The organism is Isoptericola sp. NPDC056605, assembly GCF_042792795.1.
GTDB lineage: Bacteria > Actinomycetota > Actinomycetes > Actinomycetales > Cellulomonadaceae > Isoptericola.
This window is the reverse complement of sequence record NZ_JBHTVT010000020.1, coordinates 58,978-76,864: the sequence shown is the minus strand read 5'-3', so window position 1 is coordinate 76,864 and position 17,887 is coordinate 58,978. Positions and strand designations below refer to the sequence as shown.

Here is a 17,887-nt window from a genome sequence, read left to right as displayed (position 1 = left end):
GTCGGGCGCGGTCGGGTGAGGTCGGGTGCGGTCAGGCGCGGGCGAGGACCTCGCCGTGCAGGATGGCGAACCAGCCGTCGGGCGCCTGCGCCCACGCCTGCCAGTCCTGCGCGATCTGCTCGAGCGCGACGTCGTCGGCCAACCCCGACTCCTTGGCCTGCACCGCGAAGTTGGACTCCACGCAGCGCTCGGCCCACAGCTCGCCCCACCACTGGCGGTCGGTCGGGGTGGCGTAGCACCACGACGACGCGGACGGCACGATGCCGTCCAGCCCGGCCTCCTGCACCCACGACATGAGCCGACGACCGGCGTCGGGCTCGAAGCCGTACGCGTGCGTGACCTCGTGGTACAGCTCGTTCCACTCCGTCAGCCCGGGGGTCTCCGGGTACCAGGCCATGCCCGCGTAGTCGGCGTCGCGCACCGCGACCATCCCGCCCGGCTTGGCGACGCGCTTCATCTCGCGCAGCGCCGCGACCGGGTCGGACAGGTGCTGCAGCAGCTGGTGCGCGTACACGACGTCGAACGAGTCGTCGGCGAACGGCAGCTCGTAGGCGTTCGCCTGCTGGAAGCGGACGTTGCCGTAGCCCAGCGCCTCGGCGTGCTCGCGCGCCGCCTCGAGCACCTTGGGGCTGGCGTCCACGCCCACGACCTCGCCGCCGGCGAGGATCCGGGCGAAGTCGGCGGTCACGGTGCCGGGGCCGCAGCCGACGTCGAGCAGGGACATGTCGTCGCGCAGGTGCGGTACGAGGAAGCCGGCCGAGTTCTGGGCCGTGCGGGAACGGTGCGAGCGCAGCACGGACTCGTGATGGCCGTGGGTGTACGACTCGGACTCCTTGCTGGGCACCGTGTGGTGCGTGCTGGGTGCCTCGATCGCGTCGTTGAGGTCGGCACCGGCGGGTTCGGGGTCGCCCTGGGGTGCGGGCTCCGCGCTGAGGTCACTCATGCTCCTACCGTAGTGACCGCGCGGCCCGCAAGCCGCGACGTTCTCACGCACCGGGACGACGCGCGCCACAGGGCGGTGGCATCATCGCGCCATGACCGCGGCCACAGGCGCGCCGACCTCCCGTCTTCGTACCGGGGTGCGCGCGGGCCTGCGCCGCCTCGGCGGCGGCCCGGGCCGCGTCCCGGGCGTCGACGTCGCCCGCGGGATCGCCGTCCTGGGCATGTTCACCGCCCACGTGGGCGTGACGACGCCCGACGCCGGGCCCGCCTGGTGGCTGCTCGACCTGTCGCACGGGCACTCGTCGATCCTGTTCGCCCTGGTCGCCGGCGTCTCCGTCGCGATCGTCACCGGCGGGCCGCGGACCCTCGACGGCGATCCGCTGCGGCGGGCGCGCCTCCGCCTGCTCGTGCGGGCCGCGCTGCTCCTCGTGGTCGTGGCGCTGCTCGACCTCCTCGGCACACGTGTCGCCCTCATCCTGGGCTTCTACGCCTGCTACTTCGTGCTCGCGCTGCCGTTCCTGCGCTGGCGGCCCCCGCGCCTCCTCGCGCTCGCCGCGGTGGTCGCGCTCGTCGGGCCGATCCTCGCGTACTGGGGGCCGGAGGCGCTGCTGCGGGCCGGGCTGCGGCTGCCGCACGACGGCTCGGGCGCCGTCACCGACTTCGTGCTCACCGGCCACTACCCCGCGGTCGTCTGGATGGCGTACGTCCTCGCGGGGATGGCGATCGGGCGCTGCGACCTGCGCTCGCCGCGCCTGCGCCGCGGGCTCCTGCTCGGCGGGCTGGCCGCGTGGGGCGCCTTCTCCTTCCTGTCCGCCTGGGCGGTCGGTGCCGCCGGCGGCGAGAAGGTCGTGCTGTCCTCCCAGGTCATGGCGCGGCAGTCGGTGGACCCGCCGCCGTTCGCCTGGGACGACCCGTGGCCCGGCGTCGCCGGGCTGTTCCTCGACGGCCCGCACGACGACACGACGTTCGAGGTGCTCGCGTCGGGCGGGTTCGCGGCGGCGGTCGTGGGCCTGTGCCTCCACGTCGGCCGGGTCGGGCGGTGGGCGCTGGCCCCGATGGCCGCGGTCGGGTCGATGGCGCTGACCGTGTACTCGCTCCAGATCGTGGCCATCTGGCGCTGGGACCTGCTCGGGTCCACCACCAACGGCCCCCTGGTCGTGCTGGTGCTGGTCACGCTCGCCGCGGCGACGGCGTGGCGGTTCCTGCTCGGCCGGGGCCCCCTCGAGCGCCTGGTCGGCGCCGTCAGCGACCGGGCTGCAGGTCCGCCGACGCGTCCGCCGGACGTGTCGTCGTGAGCCCGGCGGGGTGCGCCTCCAGGGCCGCGAGGACGTCCGTCGCGTCGAAGGCCTCGGCCGGGGCGAGGGCGCCGGCGCCCCGGTGCCGCCCGGCCAGCAGCCGGACCACCCCCTCCGCGAGGATCGGGGCGGAGACGGCGTAGATGTCCTGGCCCGCCGCGGCCAGCCGACGCACGTTCGCGCCGCACCGGACGGCGACGTCGACGACGAACTGCTGCGGCGACCGCTCCCCGCCGGTCGGGGGCGGCGTCCGCTCGTCGCGGAGCTCCTCGAGGGGCCCGGACGTCAGGTACGAGGTGAGCTCCCCGACGGCGAGGTGCCGCGTGACGGTGAGCACCTCGGAGAACGGCAGCCGGACCACGGGCTGCTCGCCCAGCGGCGCCGGGAACGGCCACCGGCCCGGCGGCGCGGGGTCGGCGAGGGGCACGAGACGACCGCCGCGGACGACCAGGCGTGTCGCGGTGTTCCGCGCCCCCGTGACGCGGGTGCCGGCCGTGGGCCACCAGTGGTCCAGCCCGACGGCGACCTCGACGGCGTCGGCGTCCCGCTCCCCCTCCAGGGCGGCGGTGACGAGCAGGTCGGCGAGACCGCCGTAGAACGCCATGGCGGGGACGACGGCGACCCCGGCGGCGCGGGCGGGCGCGTCGAGCTCCTCGTAGAGCTGCTGCACCGGCGGCTGCTCGGCGGTGACGTCGAGGTAGTGCGCCCCGGCCGCGACCGCGGCGCCCGCCAGCGGCTGCGCGGTGTCGAGGAACGGGCCGGCGCAGTTCACCACCACGGCGACGCCGTCCAGGGCGGCGCGCAGGGCGGCGGAGTCGTCCACCCTCGCCGCCCGGACGTCGAGGCCGGGGTACCGCGACGCGACGCCCGCGAGGCGCTCGGCGTCGCGGCCGGCGAGCACGGGCGCCAGCCCGCGCCGGACCAGCTCGTCGACGACGAAGCCGCCCGTGTGCCCGCCGGCCCCGTAGACCATCACTGCCTCAGGTGTCTGCATGGCTCGATCCTGCTCACCGCGCCGTCGCGCGACGAGCGTCCCGAACGACATGGTGCGTACAGTTTCGGACATGCCGCGCCTCGCCCTGGTCCTGCACGACACCGGCATGCTGTACGAGACGGCGATCGCCGCGGAGGTCTTCGGCGTCGACCGCGCCGAGCTCTCCCCTGCCGGCGCCTGGTACGACTTCGTGGTCTGCACGCCGGACGGCGAGCCCCACCCGTGGCTGCCAGGCGCGCGGACCGCCCCGTACACCGAGCTGTCCCAGGTCGACCGCGTCGTCGTGACGTCGACCGACGACCCCGGCGCCGCACCGGACCCGCTCCTGCTCGACGCGCTCCGGACCGCGCACCGGGGCGGCGCCACGATCGCCGCCCTGTGCACGGGCGCCTTCGTCCTCGCGGCCGCCGGTCTGCTCGACGGCCGCGAGGCGGCCACGCACTGGATGCACGCTGACGACCTCGCCCGCCGCTACCCCCGGGTCCGGGTGCGCGCCGACGTCCTGTACGTCGACGACGGCGACGTCCTCACGTCGGCCGGCAAGACCGCCGCGCTCGATCTGGCCCTCCACCTCGTGCGCCGCGACCTCGGCGCCGCCGCCGCCAACGGCATCGCCCGCCGCCTGGTCGTCCCGTCGCACCGGAGCGGGGGCCAGGCCCAGTTCGTCGCGACGCCGCCCTCCCCGCGCACCGGCTCCGGGCTCGCCCCGACGCTGGAATGGGCTCGCGCACGGGTCGACCGGCCGCTGACCGTGCGCGACCTCGCCGCGCACGCCGGGCTCAGCACCCGCCAGCTCGCCCGCCGCATGCAGGCCGAGGTCGGGTCCGGGCCGCTCGACTGGCTGCACCGGCAGCGGGTCGCGCGAGCGCAGGAGCTCCTCGAACGCACCGACGCGTCGATCGAGCAGGTCGCGGCCGGCTCGGGGCTCGGCACCGCGGCCACGCTCCGGCGACACTTCCACCGCAGCGTCGGGGTCGCTCCCGCGGCATACCGGGCCGCGTTCCACGTCCGCTGAGCCACCGGGAGCGGCGGGCGGCGCCGGCACCGCCGGAGATGGATCGCCTCGCCGTCTCCTGCGCCCGATCTGCCAGGATGCCGGGCACCACGAGAGGAGCGACCGTGACCGACGCGATGGCGCTGCTGAGGCGCCGCCTCGACGACTCCGGCATCGTCGACGTCGTCTCCGTCGAGCCGGCGACCGGAGGCCTCGCCGCGACCGCGGGCCTGGCCCGGCGTGCCGACGGCACCGCGGTATTCGTCAAGGGGTTCGACGACGCGCTGTCCGACGACGCCTTCCCGGCCGAGGCCGAGGGCCTGGCGGCGCTGCGGGAGCTCGGCGGCGTCGCCACGCCCGACGTCGTGCTCGCCGCCCGCGACCTGCTCATCCTCGAGGTGCTGCACCCACGCCCGCGCGACGAGGAGTTCTGGGAGCGGCTCGCGCACACGCTCGCCCGGCTGCACGCCACCACCCACGACCGGTTCGGCTGGCACCGGGACAACTGGCTCGGCCGCCGCCGCCAGGACAACGCCTGGGCGGACGACGGGTTCACGTTCTTCGCCCGGAGCCGCCTGCTGCGCTGGCTCGGCGAGCCGCGGGTCGACGCCGCCCTCAGGCCCGCCGACCGGGTGGCCCTGGAGCACCTCTGCGCCCGCCTCCCCGAGCTGCTGCCGGACCGCCCCGCGTGCCTGACGCACGGCGACCTGTGGGCGCAGAACGTCCTCGCGACCGCCGACGGTCGGCCCGCGCTGATCGACCCCGCGGTGTCGTACACGTGGGCCGAGGTCGACCTCGCCCACCTCTGGACGACGGCACCGCCGCCCGAGTCCCGGGGGTTCTTCGACCGGTACGCGGAGCTCACCGGGCTCGATCGCGGGTGGCGTGACCGCATGCCGATCCTGCAGCTGCGCCAGCACCTCGCCGTGATCGCCCAGTACGACGACGACTGGGGCGCCGCCGAGCAGGTGCGGGCCACGCTCGCCCCGTTCCGGCGCCGGGGCTGACGCCCGGTCAGGGCGCCGTCGTCAGAGGGTGACGGTGCCGACGATCGTCGTGACCGCGTCCCCGCCCACCCACACGGCACCGTGGTCGTCGCGGCGCACGTGCACGCGGCCGCGGCGCCCGAGCGCGGTGCCCTGCGAGGCGACGTACGACGCCGGCAGCAGGCCGCCCGCGAGCCACTGCCCGAGCCCGGCGTTGAGGCTGCCGGTCACGGGGTCCTCGGCCACGCCGATGTCGGGCACGAACGCGCGCACCTCGACCGCGGCGTCCGACTCGCCCGGCCCGTAGGCGCCGACGACGCCGATCTTCAGCCCGCCGAACGCGGCGAAGTCCGGCTGGACGGCGAGCACCGCCGCGGCGTCCGCCAGCCGGGCGGCGACCCAGCCCGGGCCGTTGTCCACCCACGCCGCGTCCTCGATCTGGGCCACGCTCACCCGCAGGCCGCGCGCGATCTGCGCGAGGTCCTCCGGCCCGACCGCGCCGGAGCGTCGCAGCGGCGGCGCGGCGAACGCGAGCCGGTCGCCGCCCCCGTCGGACTCGCGCCGGACCGTGACGAGCCCGACGCCGCACTCCTGGACGACGTGGTCCGCGGAGCGGGGCACCCCGCCCGCCTCGAGCCACGCGTGCGCGGTGCCGAGCGTGGGGTGGCCGGCGAAGGGCAGCTCGCCCCCGGGCGTCCAGATGCGGAGCCGGTAGTCGGCGTCGGGCGTGGTGGGACGCAGCAGGAACGTGGTCTCGGACAGGTTGGTCCACCGCGCGAAGGCGGCCATCTGCGCGTCGTCGAGGCCGTCGGCGTCGTGCACCACGGCCACCGGGTTGCCGGTGAGCGGGCCGGTGGCGAAGACGTCGACCTGACGGAAGTCGTGGGTGTGCGGCACGAGTCACACGCTAGCCCGGTGAGGGGGTGCTCGCCGCGCTCGTACCCTGGTGGGATGCGCACGACGACCCTCGACGCCCCGGCGGCGACCTCCGCCGACGCCGTCGTGCCGCGCGAGGCGTGGGAGCCGCTGGCCGCCGCGCATGCCGCCCGGGCCGACGCGCTGACCGCGGTGTGGCGCGCCGCCCGCGACGAGGGCTCGACGCACGCGATCGAGGACTTCCTGTTCACGTACTACCCCACGCGCGTGAGCCACCTGCGCCGCTGGCACCCGGGACCGGACGTGGTCCTCGCGGACGCCGCCGAGCACGCCGGGTGGCGCTGGTACCGCGAGACGGAGCTGCGGGGCGACGACGGCGGTACCCACGGCACGGGCGCGACGCTCGACGTCGACGCCTTCGTGGCCGACCGTGGCGACACCGTCCGCTACGTCCGCGCGCTCGTGTCCGCCACCGCCGGGCGACCCGGGACGTTCGGCTGCTTCGGCCTGCACGAGTGGGCGATGGTGTACCGCGACCGCGCGGCGGGGCGCGACCACCGCCACCCGTTGCCGCTGCGGCTGGGCCACGACGGCACGGACGCCGTCGTCGAGTCGCACCGCATCGGCTGCTCGCACTTCGACGCCTACCGGTTCTTCACGCCCGAGGCCGCCGGCCGCAACCAGCTGCGCCCCACCCGCGAGCGCCAGCCGTCGATGGAGCAGCCCGGCTGCCTGCACGCCGGGATGGACCTGTACAAGTGGGCGCTCAAGCTCGGGCCCGCCGCCCCCGGCGACCTGCTGCTGGACGCGTTCGAGCTCGCCCGCGACATCCGGTACACCGACATGGCCGCGGCCCCGTACGACGTCTCGTCCTACGGCGTCGAGGCCGTGCCGATCGAGACGCCGGAGGGCAAGGCGGAGTACGTGCGCCGCCAGCGCGGGTTCGCCGCGCGCGGGCAGGAGCTGCGCGCGCGCCTGGTCGCCGTGTGCGACCTGCTCCTGGCGGGCGCCGCCGGCTGACGACGGCGGCGAGGCGGTCAGTCGGAGACCATCCCGCTGACCAGGGCACGCCACGTCACGGGCCCCACGACGCCGTCGACGAGGACGCCGAACGCCGACAGCGCCCGCTGGAACTCGCGCACCGCGCTCTCGGTCCTCGGCCCGAAGACCCCGTCGACCACGAGGTCGAGGTCGACGCGGACGTCGAGCTCGGACTGCGCCCCGCGGACGGCGTGACCGCGGCTGCCGAGGCGCACGGTGACGACGATCGCGTTCCAGGTCCTGGGCCCGACGACGCCGTCGACCTCGAGGCCGAAGTCGCGCTGGGAGGCCCGCACGGCGGCCTCGGTGAGCGGACCGAACGCCTCGTCCACCTCGAGGTCGTGCCCGTGCTCGTTGAGCAGGTGCTGCAGCGTGCCGACGGGGTGGAACCGGTCACCGGGGCGGACGACCGGCCAGGGGTCGAGGGCCTTGCTCGTCGTGACGGACATGGCCGCCTCCTTCGTGGGGCCGGGCCGGGCGGGTCGTCGCCCCGGGAAAGCCTGGCGCCCTCGCGGGGAGGGAGTGCGGCGCGCACCGGCAGATACGTCGACCAGAGACGTCGCCGGCGTGCCCGTGGCCTCAGGCGGAGCGGCGGGCCCGCAGCGCGGCCTGGGCGTTGCGGTTGGTGCACGCGGTGGAGCAGTACCGCCGCGAGCGGTTGCGCGACAGGTCCAGCACCAGCCCCTGGCAGTCGGCGTCGGCGCACACCGCGAGGCGGGAGAGCTCGTCGTCGCGGATGAGGTCGATCATCGCCATGGCGGTCTCGACGACGATCCGGGTGGCGAGCGGGGCGTCGTCGGCGGTCGCGTGGACGTGCCAGTCCTCCCCCGAGTGCCGCACGAGGCGCGGGTGGACGGGCACGCCGGCGAGCAGGTCGTTGACCAGACCCGCCGCGTCGTCGCGGTCGGCGAGGAGCAGCGCCCCGAGCCGGGGCCGCAGCGCGCGCACCTGGTCGAGCTCCTCGGCGGTGCCGTCGTGACGGCCGGTGTACTCGTGCTCCCGGAAGAAGGCGTCGAGGTCGGCGGTGGTCTCGAGGGTCTCGGGCGGCTCGCCCGAGTTCACGAGGGCGACGGCCGCCCGGAGCTCCGCCACGGTGTCATGAGCGAACGGCATGTTGACACGTTACTCCACGCGGTCGTAGCGTCATGAGCCATGGCAGAGATGACACATGACGCCCGCGCGACGGCGCGCACCGGCCTCGGCGTTGGCCTCGCCCTCGCGGTCGTCTCCGCCGTGACGTTCAGCCTCTCCGGCCCGCTCGCCGCCGGCCTCTTCGCCACCGGGTGGAGCCCGGGCGCCGTCGTGCTGGTGCGGGTCGCGGTCGGGGCGCTCGTCGTCCTGCCGTTCGGCATCGTCGCCCTGCGCGGCGACTGGTCCCCCGTGCGCCGCAACCTGCGGCTGCTGCTCGCCTACGGCGCGCTCGGCGTCGCGGCCACGCAGTTCTGCTACTTCGCCGCCGTGCAGCACATGCAGGTGGGTCCGGCGCTGCTCATCGAGTACTCCTCGCCCGCCGCCGTCGTCGCCTGGCTGTGGATGCGGCACGGCCAGCGCCCGGGCCGGACGACGCTCGCCGGCATCGCGCTCGCCGCCGCGGGCCTCGTCCTCGTGCTCGACCTCGCCGGGGCCCGCCTCGACCCGGTGGGCGTCGCCTGGGCGCTCGGCGCGATGGTGGGCGTCTCCGCGTACTTCCTCCTCAACGCCCGCACCGACACCGGGCTGCCGCCACTGAGCCTCGCGGCGGGCGGCCTCGTGGTGGGCGCCGGGCTGCTCGGGCTGCTCGGTGCCGTCGGCGTCATGCCGGTGACGCTGTCCGCCGACCCCGTGACCCTCGCCGACGCCGTCGTGCCCGCCTGGGCGGTGCTCGCCGCCCTCGGGGTGGTGACCGCCGGGATCGCCTACGTCACCGGCGTCGCGGCCGGACGACGCCTCGGCGCGCGGCCGGCGTCCTTCGTCGGGCTCCTCGAGGTGGTCAGCGCCGTGTTCTTCGCGTGGGTGTTCCTGGGCGAGCTGCCGCGACCCGTCCAGCTGGTCGGCGGGCTGCTGGTGCTGGCGGGGGTCGTCGTCGTGCAGCAGGGCGAGGCCGCGACCCGGCGCACGCCGCCCACGGTCGAACCGACGACCGAGCCGGCCGGAAAGCCGTAGGCCGCGGCGGGCGCCGGCTGCGAGGATCACCCCATGTCCCGCGTCCTCGCCGCCGCCCCCTCCGACCCCGTCGCCGTTCCCGAGCGGGTGCGCGTGCTCGCCGGCGACGACGACGTCACGCCCGTGTGGCGCAACGAGCTCGGCGGCCTCACGTTCCGCCTCTCGGCCGGCCCCGGTGGCGAGCGGCCCGGCGCCGAGCGCTACGTCAAGTGGGTCCCCGCCGGCACGCCGGAGCTCGACCTCGACGCCGAGGCCGAGCGCCTCGCGTGGGCGGGCCGGTACACGCCGGTGCCGCACGTCCTCGACCGCGGCACCGACGACACCGGCGCCTGGCTGCTCACCGAGGGCATCCCGGGCCGGTCCGCCGTCGACCCGCGCTGGCTCGCGCACCCGGGGACGGCGGCGCGCGCGATCGGCGCCGGGCTGCGGGCGATGCACGACGCGCTCCCGGTCGACGACTGCCCGTTCTCGTGGGGCGTCGCGGACCGGGTCTCCCGCCTCTCCCCCGCCGCCCGCACGCGCGTGGGCGACGTCCCCGCCGTCGACCGGCTCGTCGTCTGCCACGGCGACCCGTGCGCCCCCAACACGCTGCTCGACGACGGCGGGCGCTGGACCGCGCACGTCGACCTCGACGCGCTCGGCGTCGCGGACCGCTGGGCCGACCTCGCGGTGGCGAGCTACAGCCTGGAGTGGAACTACGGCGACGGCCACGAGCCCGCCTTCTTCGAGGGCTACGGCATCGCGCCCGACGCCGGGCGCATCGCCTTCTACCGGCGCCTGTGGGACCTCGGCTGACACGTGTCCGGTCGTACGGGTAACCCCGTACGACCGTCCGGTCGGATCACGGCCAGATGACGCGGTTCCCCTGATGTGCGGACCGGACCGACGCCGTAGCGTCGAATTTGTCCAGTTTCCTCACGAACACAGGAGAAGCAACGATGCGTCTTCGTTCCACCCTCCTCGCCGCGGCCGTCGGGGTCGCCGCGCTCCTGGCGCCCCTCGCGGCGGCGCCCGCGGCGTCCGCCCACGGCTGGGTGACCAACCCGCCCAGCCGCCAGGACCTGTGCGCCGGCGGCTCCCTGTCCTTCGACTGCGGCAGCATCAAGTACGAGCCCCAGAGCGTCGAGGCGCCCAAGGGCTCCATGCAGTGCTCCGGCGGCAGCGGCTTCGCCGTCCTCGACGACGAGTCGAAGCCCTGGCCCCGCACCACGATCGGCAACAGCGTCACGATGAAGTGGCAGATCACGGCCCGCCACGCCACCTCGACGTGGGAGTACTTCGTCGACGGCACCCTGCACCGCACCTTCGACGACAAGGGCGCCAAGCCCGAGGCCGTCGTCAGCCACACGCTGGAGAACCTGCCGGCCGGCGACCACACCATCCTCGCCCGCTGGAACGTCGCCGACACCGTCAACGCGTTCTACGCGTGCGTCGACGTGACCGTCGGCGAGGGCGGGACGGTCGAGCCGACCGACCCGCCGGTGGACCCGACCGACCCGCCGGTCGAGCCGGGCGACTGCGAGGACGCGGCCTGGAACCCGTCGTCCGCCTACACGGGCGGCACGAAGGTCTCCTACGAGGGTCGCGCGTACCAGGCCAAGTGGTGGACCCAGGGCGACACCCCGTCGTCGGCGGCCGGCCAGTGGGCGGTCTGGACCGACCTCGGCGCCTGCTGACGGCCACCACGTCCTGACGGTGGCGGGGGGGGGGGCCGCGCCCCCCCCCCCCCCACCCCCCCCCCCCCCCCCCCCACAACCCCCCCCCCCCCCCCCCCCCCCCGGGGGGGGGGGGGGGCCCCCCCCCCCCCCCCCACCGCCAGACCCGCACCACCCACGGAGCAACACCTGAGCACCTCCGAGCACCACGAGGGAGACGAGTCGATGAAGACCACGCGTCGCAAGACCACGCTTCGCTCCGCCCTGCTCGCCGCAGCGGTCGGGATCCTGACCGTCGCGGCGCCGCTCGCCGTCGCGCCCAGCGCGTCGGCACACGGCTGGATCACCAGCCCGCCGAGCCGCCAGGACCACTGCGCCACGCGCACCGTGTCCTTCGACTGCGGCGGCGTCCAGTACGAGCCCCAGAGCGTCGAGGCCCCGAAGGGCTCGATGCAGTGCTCCGGCGGCAGCGGCTTCGCCGTCCTCGACGACGGCTCCAAGCCGTGGCCGCGCACCACGATCGGCAGCAGCGTGTCGATGCAGTGGAAGCTCACCGCCCGCCACGCCACCTCGACGTGGGAGTACTTCGTCGACGGCACGCTGGTCAAGACCGTCGACGACGGCGGCCGGCAGCCCGGGGCGACCGTGACGCACACGCTCGAGAACCTGCCGCAGGGCAACCACACGATCCTCGCCCGCTGGAACATCGCGGACACCGCCAACGCGTTCTACGCGTGCGTCGACGTGAACGTCGGGGGCACCGGGGAGCCCGGCCCGGACCCCACGGACCCGCCCACCGAGCCCGGTGACTGCGAGGCCCCCGCCTGGAACCCGTCGTCCGCGTACACGGGCGGCACCCAGGTCTCCCACGACGGCCGCACCTACCAGGCCAAGTGGTGGACCCAGGGCGACACCCCGTCCTCCTCGGCCGGCCAGTGGGCGGTCTGGACCGACCTCGGCGCCTGCTGACCCACCCGACGCCTCGAGCGTGCCGGGATGCCCTCGTCCGGCTCGGACGGGGAGCGTCCCGGCACGCTCGTTGCGCACGGCACGGCCTGGAAGAATGGTCGGCGATGACCTCCCCGACCTCGAACGACCCCGCCCCCCGCCCCGCCGGCACGCTGCTGCCGTACCTGCCCGCCCCGACGGGTGGCGCGCCGGACCCCGACGTCCTCTTCGAGGGGTTCGGCGAGTGGGCCGCCGGCACCGGCCGCCCGCTGTACCCGCACCAGGAGGAGGCGCTGCTCGAGCTCATGACGGGCTCGCACGTGGTGCTGGCCACCCCGACCGGCTCCGGCAAGTCGATGGTGGCGATGGGGGCGCAGTTCGCGGCGCTCGCGAACCGTCGGTCGGGCCGCGGCGGGCGCACCTTCTACACGGCGCCGCTCAAGGCGCTCGTGAGCGAGAAGTTCTTCGACCTCGTCGCCGCGTTCGGGTCGCGCAACGTGGGCATGATGACCGGCGACTCCGCCGTCAACGCCGACGCCCCGATCATCTGCTGCACGGCGGAGATCCTCGCGAACCTGGCGCTGCGGCGCGGGGCCGACGACGACGGTGTCGGCGCGGACGGCACGTCCGGCGACGACGCCATCGCCCAGGTCGTCATGGACGAGTTCCACTTCTACGGCGACCGGCAGCGCGGCTGGGCGTGGCAGGTGCCGCTGCTGGAGCTGCCGCGCACGCAGTTCCTGCTGATGTCGGCCACCCTCGGCGACACGGCCCGGCTCCGGGAGGACCTCGCCGAGCGCAGCGGCCGCCCCGTCGCGGAGGTCGCGGGCGCCGAGCGGCCGGTGCCGCTGACGTTCTCCTACGTCGTCGAGCCGCTGACGGACGTCATCGCCGAGCTCGTCACGACGCACCGCGCCCCCGTCTACGTCGTGCACTTCACGCAGAAGGACGCCGTCGAGCGGGCGCAGGCGCTGCTGTCCACGAACCTCGCGTCCAAGGACGAGAAGGCCGCGATCGCGGCCGAGATCGGCGCGTTCCGGTTCGGCACCGGCTTCGGCAAGACGCTGAGCAAGTTCCTGCGCGCCGGCGTCGGCGTGCACCACGCGGGCATGCTGCCGAAGTACCGCCGCCTCGTGGAGCGGCTCACGCAGCGCGGCCTGCTCAAGGTGGTGTGCGGCACCGACACGCTCGGCGTCGGCATCAACGTGCCCATCCGCACGGTCCTCATGACGTCGCTGGTGAAGTACGACGGCGAGCGCATGCGCCACCTCACCGCGCGCGAGTTCCACCAGATCGCCGGCCGGGCCGGGCGCGCGGGCTTCGACACCGTGGGCGAGGTGCTCGTCATGGCGCCCGAGCACGTCATCGAGAACCGCAAGCTGCTCGCCAAGGCGGGCGACGACCCGAAGAAGCTCAAGAAGGTGGTGCGCAAGAAGGCCCCCACCGGCGCCGTGAACTGGACGGACTCCACGTTCGAGCGGCTGCGCGACGCCGACCCCGAGCCCCTGACGAGCCAGTTCCACGTCAACCACGCGATGGTGCTCAACGTGCTGGCACGGGACTCCTCGGGCTCGGACGGCGACCCCGTCGAGGCCATGCGCCACCTGCTGGTCGCCAACCACGACACCGAGGCGCAGCAGGCCAAGCACGTGCGCCAGACGTTCCGCATCTACCGGTCCCTGCGCGTCGCGGGCGTCGTGGAGAAGGTCCGCGTGCCCGACCCGTCGCGGCCGGCCGGGTACCGGCCCAGCGTGCGGCTCGTCGTCGACCTGCCGCGCGACTTCGCGCTCAACGCGCCGCTGTCGCCGTTCGCCCTCGCGGCGATGGACCTGCTCGACGTCGAGAGCCCCACCCACGTGCTCGACGTCGTCTCGGTCATCGAGGCGACCCTCGACGACCCGCGCCAGATCCTGTACGCCCAGCAGAGCAAGGCGAAGGGCGAGGCCGTCGCGGCGATGAAGGCCGAGGGCATGGAGTACGAGGAGCGCATGGAGGCGCTCGAGGACGTCACGTGGCCGCGGCCGCTCGCCGACCTGCTCGAGCCCGCGTTCGCCACCTACAAGCGGTCGAACCCGTGGGTGGCCGACGCCGAGCTCGCCCCCAAGTCCGTGGTGCGCGACATGCTCGAGCAGGCCATGACCTTCGCCGAGCTGGTCAGCGTGTACGGGCTGGAGCGCACCGAGGGCGTCGTGCTGCGCTACCTCGCCGACGCCTACCGCGCGCTGCGCCAGGTGGTGCCCGAGGAGCACCGCACCGAGGAGGTGCAGGAGGTCGTCGAGTGGCTCGGCGAGCTGGTGCGCGGCGTCGACTCGTCGCTGCTGGACGAGTGGGAGCGGCTGCAGAACCCGGTCGACGACGACGCCGACACCGTCGTCGAGGGCGAGCTCGCCGAGGCGGGCGCGGAGGCGCCCGCGCGCCCTGTGACCGGCAACCCGCGCGCCTTCCGCCGCCTGGTGCGCAACGCGACCTTCCGCCGCGTCGAGCTCGCCGCCCGCGAGGACTACGACGCGCTCGGGGCGCTCGACGCCGGGCACGGCTGGGACGGCGACGCGTGGGCGACCGCCCTCGACCCGCTGTTCGACGCGCAGGGCGACGACGCGGTCGGCATCGGCCCCGCCGCCCGCGCGGCGGGCCTGCTGACGATCCTCGAACCGGGCGCCGAGCTGCCCGGCGGCGCGACGACGACCACGCGCGACGGCGTCGAGGTCGCCGAGGTGCCCGCGGGCACGTGGTGGGTGCGGCAGGTGCTCGACGACGCCGACGGCGACCACGACTGGGCGATCACCGCCGTCGTCGACCTGGCCGCCAGCGACGAGGCCGGGGCCGTGTCGCTCACCGTGGTGGACGTCGGGCGGATCTGAGCCGACCGCGTCGGTTGCAAGCAACCGGGGTCGGCCGTGTGATCGACGCAGGGGGCCGACCCCGGCTCCCCCGACGTCAGGAGCCCGCCGTGGACACCACGACCATCGTCTGGATCGTCGTCGCCGTCGTCGTCGTGCTGCTGCTCGTGCTCGTCGCCGTGGCCCTCGCCCGCCGGTCGCGGGCCGCCGAGGCGCGCCGGCGCGAGGAACGGCGCGACGAGGCTGCCGAGCTGCGCCGCGAGGCGGAGCACGACCGGATCGCGGTGCAGGAGCGCGAGGCGGCGTCCGCGAAGCTCGACGCCGAGGCCAGGATGTCCCAGGCCGAGGCCGACCAGAAGGCCGCCGAGGCGGCGCGCCTGCAGGAGGAGGCCCGGCGCCGCGACGCGAGCCTCGACGAGCGCCGGGCCGACGTCGACGACCGCCTGCGCCGCGCGGACGAGCTGGACCCCGACCGAGGCGGGGACGACCCCGGTACGCCCGGGCGGCACGCGCCCGAGCACCGCGCGGACGGCCCCGCGGACGCGCCGCACCGGGACGAGGGCGACCGGCCTCTCTGAACCCGCCGCCTCAGCCCAGGTCCGCGAGCCCCTGGGCCAGGGTCGCGGCACCGCCGACGTACGCGAGCACGATCAGGCCGCGCCGGACGGTCGCCGCGGGGAGGCGCGGCGTGAGCCAGTCGCCGACGACGAGCCCCGCCACGATCGCCGCCAGGACGACGAGCCACTGCCACGCCGCGAAGGGCGGGAAGGACGCGTCGGTGAGCGTGAGCTTCGCGATGAGCGCGGCGAGCGCGTTGGTCGCGAAGAAGGGCTGCGCCGTGGCGGCGAACCCGCGCGGGTCCCAGCCGCTGAGCACGGAGTAGATCGCCACCGGTGGACCACCGATGCCGGCGGCCACGCTCCCCACGCCGCTCGCGACGCCGGTGACGACCAGCGGCGTGCGGGACTCGGGCCGCACCGGGTGGCGGCCGCCGCGCCGCAGCCGGGTCGTGACGACGGCCAGCGTCATCGCGACGATCACGAGGGCCCCGACGGCGACCTCGAGCGCCGCGCGGCTCGCGTCGCGCAGCAGCAGGGCCGCGGGCACCATGACGACGACCGACGTGACGGCCAGCCAGGCGTAGCGCCGCCAGTCCACGTCCCGCGCGACGCGCCCCAGGATGAGCGCGGACGCGATCGAGCCGGCCAGGTTGACGAACAGCACGCCCTCGAGCGGGCCCACCAGGAGCACGATGAACGGGCCCGCGACGAGGCCGAAGCCCATCCCCGTGACCCGTTGGAGAGCCCCTCCCACCAGGATCGCGAGGACGAGGAGGAGGAGCACCGCTCCACCGTACCGGGGCTCCTCAGGGCACAATCGGCAGCGTGCCGAAGAAGAAGACCCACGCCTCGCACGGGACGCCCGCCGTCGTCGCGCTCGACCGCGCCGGCGTCGCCTACGGGCTGCACACCTACGACCACGACCCGGCGTCCGACCTGAGCTACGGCCTGGAGGCCGCCGAGGCGCTCGGCGCCGACCCGGCGCAGGTCTTCAAGACGCTCCTGGCGGACGTCGACGGCCGCCTCGTCGTCGGCATCGTGCCGGTGGACGGCAGCCTCGACCTCAAGGCGCTCGCCCGCGCGGTCGGCGGCAAGCGGGCCGCGATGGCGGACCCGGCCGCGGCGCAGCGCGCCACCGGCTACGTGGTGGGCGGCATCTCGCCGATCGGGCAGAAGCAGCGGCACGCGACCGTGCTCGACGCGTCCGCGGCGGGCTTCGACGTCGTCTACGTCTCCGGCGGGCGGCGGGGGCTCGACGTGTCGCTCGCACCGGACGACCTGCTGCGCCTCACCGGCGGGACGGCGGCGCCGATCGCGCGCCCGTGAGGGCGGTGCCCGTCGGCTCGGTCAGTGCTGGTACGTCGGGTACCGGGCGTCGCTGGGCACGATGTCCTTGCCGAGCGGCAGCAGCGAGACCGGGATCATCTTGAGGTTCGCGATCGCCAGCGGGATGCCGATGATCGTGATCGCCTGCGCGACCGCCGTCGTGATGTGGCCGATGGTGAGCCAGATACCGGCGAAGATGATCCAGATGATGTTGCCGAGCACGGACCAGCCGCCCGCGTCCGGCTTGTCGACGACCGTGCGGCCGAACGGCCACAGCGCGTAGCCCGCGATGCGGAACGACGCGATGCCCCACGGGATCGCGACGATGGTGATGCAGCACAGGATGCCCGCCGCGGCGTAGCCGAGCGCGAGCCAGAAGCCGCCGAAGACGAGCCAGATGATGTTGAGCAGGGCTTTCACCCGTCCATCCTCGCCTGTCGCGCGAGCGCGGCACCACCCGGGAACCCCCTGACGCGACCCTGGTCCGGTGCGACGTTCGTAGACTGGCCACCATGCCCACCGACTGTCCCGGGATCCCCGCACGCCTGGCCGCCGTCCACGACCGCGTCGCGGCCGCCGCCCGCGCGGCGGGGCGCGACCCGCGGGAGGTCCGCGTCCTGCTGGCCACCAAGACCCAGGACGCCGAGACCGTGCTCGCGGGGGTGCGGGCCGCGCTCGACCTCGCCGCCGCGGCGGGCGACGACCGGCCGGTGCTGGTCGGCGAGAACCGCGTCCAGGAGCTCGTCGCGAAGGCCCCCGCGCTGGCGGACCTCGTCGCCGCGGGGCGCGTCGAGGCGCACCTCATCGGCCACCTGCAGAAGAACAAGGTCAACCAGGTGCTCGGCGTCGCCACCGCCGTCGACTCGGTGGACTCCCCCGCCCTGGCCCGCGCCCTGTCGACGCGGTGCGCGCGCGACGGCCGCACGCTCGACGTCCTGGTGCAGGTCAACGTCTCCGGAGAGGAGAGCAAGTCCGGCGTCGCGCCGGACGACGCGGCGGCGCTCGCCGTCGACGTCGCCGCGCTGCCGGGACTGCGGCTGACGGGGTTCATGACGATCGGCGCGCGCCTGGGCGAGCATCGCGACGAGGCGCTCGTGCGGGCCGGCTTCGCCCGGCTGCGCGCGGTCCGCGACGCCGTCCTCGCGAGCAGCGCGCCGGGGACCGCCGAGGCCCGCGAGCTCTCCATGGGCATGACCGGCGACCTCGAGCTCGCCGTCGCCGAGGGCGCGACCGTGGTGCGCGTCGGGACCGCCGTCTTCGGCGCCCGCCCCACCCCCACGAGGTAGCA

At 75.4% G+C, this 17,887-nt stretch carries 19 protein-coding genes; 12 read left to right on the top strand and 7 right to left on the bottom strand.

The window, feature by feature from the left end:
* Nucleotides 1–31: 31 nt before the first annotated feature.
* Nucleotides 32–943, bottom strand: a complete 912-nt coding sequence (locus tag ACFQ8Y_RS18080) for a class I SAM-dependent methyltransferase (protein WP_430550311.1) — start codon at nucleotides 941–943, stop codon at nucleotides 32–34.
* Between the two features lie 91 nt (nucleotides 944–1,034).
* Here ACFQ8Y_RS18080 and ACFQ8Y_RS18075 point away from each other — a divergent pair, with 91 nt between their 5' ends.
* Nucleotides 1,035–2,237, top strand: coding sequence for a heparan-alpha-glucosaminide N-acetyltransferase domain-containing protein (locus ACFQ8Y_RS18075; RefSeq protein WP_430586329.1), 1,203 nt, complete (start codon nucleotides 1,035–1,037; stop codon nucleotides 2,235–2,237).
* Here ACFQ8Y_RS18075 and ACFQ8Y_RS18070 read toward each other — a convergent pair.
* Entirely contained in the window at nucleotides 2,185–3,231 is a 1,047-nt protein-coding gene (locus ACFQ8Y_RS18070; RefSeq protein ID WP_430586328.1) for a saccharopine dehydrogenase family protein, read from the bottom strand. The two genes, ACFQ8Y_RS18075 and ACFQ8Y_RS18070, sit on opposite strands and share 53 nt — an antisense overlap.
* A 70-nt stretch (nucleotides 3,232–3,301) precedes the next feature.
* On the opposite strand from ACFQ8Y_RS18070, the gene ACFQ8Y_RS18065 reads away from it, so the two are divergent.
* Entirely contained in the window at nucleotides 3,302–4,246 is a 945-nt protein-coding gene (locus ACFQ8Y_RS18065; protein ID WP_430586327.1) for a GlxA family transcriptional regulator, read from the top strand.
* A gap of 104 nt (nucleotides 4,247–4,350) precedes the next feature.
* Nucleotides 4,351–5,232, top strand: a complete 882-nt coding sequence (locus ACFQ8Y_RS18060) for a fructosamine kinase family protein (RefSeq protein ID WP_430586326.1) — start codon at nucleotides 4,351–4,353, stop codon at nucleotides 5,230–5,232.
* A gap of 21 nt (nucleotides 5,233–5,253) precedes the next feature.
* Here ACFQ8Y_RS18060 and ACFQ8Y_RS18055 read toward each other — a convergent pair whose 3' ends face one another.
* A complete protein-coding gene (locus ACFQ8Y_RS18055) occupies nucleotides 5,254–6,108 on the bottom strand; it encodes a PhzF family phenazine biosynthesis protein (RefSeq protein ID WP_430550316.1) in 855 nt (284 codons plus the stop codon).
* 54 nt (nucleotides 6,109–6,162) lie between these two features.
* Here ACFQ8Y_RS18055 and ACFQ8Y_RS18050 point away from each other — a divergent pair, with 54 nt between their 5' ends.
* Nucleotides 6,163–7,107, top strand: coding sequence for a 3-methyladenine DNA glycosylase (locus ACFQ8Y_RS18050; RefSeq protein ID WP_430550317.1), 945 nt, complete (start codon nucleotides 6,163–6,165; stop codon nucleotides 7,105–7,107).
* Nucleotides 7,108–7,124: 17 nt separating this feature from the next.
* On the opposite strand, the gene ACFQ8Y_RS18045 is transcribed toward ACFQ8Y_RS18050, so the two are convergent.
* Both ACFQ8Y_RS18045 and ACFQ8Y_RS18040 read right to left on the bottom strand, forming a co-directional pair.
* A complete protein-coding gene (locus ACFQ8Y_RS18045) occupies nucleotides 7,125–7,577 on the bottom strand; it encodes a peptidoglycan-binding protein (protein WP_430550318.1) in 453 nt (150 codons plus the stop codon).
* A gap of 130 nt (nucleotides 7,578–7,707) precedes the next feature.
* Nucleotides 7,708–8,241: a CGNR zinc finger domain-containing protein gene (locus tag ACFQ8Y_RS18040; protein ID WP_430586325.1), complete on the bottom strand. Its 534-nt coding sequence runs from the start codon at nucleotides 8,239–8,241 to the stop codon at nucleotides 7,708–7,710.
* Nucleotides 8,242–8,280: 39 nt separating this feature from the next.
* On the opposite strand from ACFQ8Y_RS18040, the gene ACFQ8Y_RS18035 reads away from it, so the two are divergent.
* The 6 genes from ACFQ8Y_RS18035 to ACFQ8Y_RS18010 all read left to right on the top strand — a co-directional run bounded on the left by ACFQ8Y_RS18035 (nucleotide 8,281) and on the right by ACFQ8Y_RS18010 (nucleotide 15,291).
* A complete protein-coding gene (locus tag ACFQ8Y_RS18035; RefSeq protein WP_430586324.1) occupies nucleotides 8,281–9,270 on the top strand; it encodes a DMT family transporter in 990 nt (329 codons plus the stop codon).
* Between the two features lie 33 nt (nucleotides 9,271–9,303).
* Nucleotides 9,304–10,065, top strand: a complete 762-nt coding sequence (locus tag ACFQ8Y_RS18030) for a phosphotransferase (protein ID WP_430564683.1) — start codon at nucleotides 9,304–9,306, stop codon at nucleotides 10,063–10,065.
* A 143-nt stretch (nucleotides 10,066–10,208) separates the two neighbouring features.
* On the top strand, nucleotides 10,209–10,946 hold the full coding sequence (locus ACFQ8Y_RS18025) for a lytic polysaccharide monooxygenase (RefSeq protein WP_430550322.1): 738 nt from the start codon (nucleotides 10,209–10,211) through the stop codon (nucleotides 10,944–10,946).
* 204 nt (nucleotides 10,947–11,150) lie between these two features.
* Nucleotides 11,151–11,894, top strand: coding sequence for a lytic polysaccharide monooxygenase (locus ACFQ8Y_RS18020; protein WP_430586323.1), 744 nt, complete (start codon nucleotides 11,151–11,153; stop codon nucleotides 11,892–11,894).
* A 104-nt stretch (nucleotides 11,895–11,998) separates the two neighbouring features.
* A complete protein-coding gene (locus ACFQ8Y_RS18015; RefSeq protein ID WP_430586322.1) occupies nucleotides 11,999–14,734 on the top strand; it encodes a DEAD/DEAH box helicase in 2,736 nt (911 codons plus the stop codon).
* 89 nt (nucleotides 14,735–14,823) lie between these two features.
* Nucleotides 14,824–15,291 carry a hypothetical protein gene (locus tag ACFQ8Y_RS18010; protein ID WP_430550325.1) on the top strand — a complete coding sequence of 156 codons (468 nt, stop codon included), beginning with the start codon at nucleotides 14,824–14,826 and terminating at the stop codon, nucleotides 15,289–15,291.
* Nucleotides 15,292–15,301: 10 nt separating this feature from the next.
* Here ACFQ8Y_RS18010 and ACFQ8Y_RS18005 read toward each other — a convergent pair whose 3' ends face one another.
* Complete coding sequence (locus ACFQ8Y_RS18005; protein ID WP_430564128.1) at nucleotides 15,302–16,057, bottom strand: sulfite exporter TauE/SafE family protein; 756 nt, start codon at nucleotides 16,055–16,057, stop codon at nucleotides 15,302–15,304.
* 41 nt (nucleotides 16,058–16,098) lie between these two features.
* Here ACFQ8Y_RS18005 and ybaK point away from each other — a divergent pair, with 41 nt between their 5' ends.
* Entirely contained in the window at nucleotides 16,099–16,599 is a 501-nt protein-coding gene (ybaK, locus tag ACFQ8Y_RS18000) for a Cys-tRNA(Pro) deacylase (protein WP_430586321.1), read from the top strand.
* 21 nt (nucleotides 16,600–16,620) lie between these two features.
* On the opposite strand, the gene ACFQ8Y_RS17995 is transcribed toward ybaK, so the two are convergent.
* Nucleotides 16,621–17,019, bottom strand: coding sequence for a YccF domain-containing protein (locus tag ACFQ8Y_RS17995; RefSeq protein WP_430586320.1), 399 nt, complete (start codon nucleotides 17,017–17,019; stop codon nucleotides 16,621–16,623).
* A 92-nt stretch (nucleotides 17,020–17,111) separates the two neighbouring features.
* On the opposite strand from ACFQ8Y_RS17995, the gene ACFQ8Y_RS17990 reads away from it, so the two are divergent.
* Entirely contained in the window at nucleotides 17,112–17,885 is a 774-nt protein-coding gene (locus ACFQ8Y_RS17990) for a YggS family pyridoxal phosphate-dependent enzyme (protein ID WP_430586319.1), read from the top strand.
* The last annotated feature ends 2 nt before the right edge of the window (nucleotides 17,886–17,887 follow it).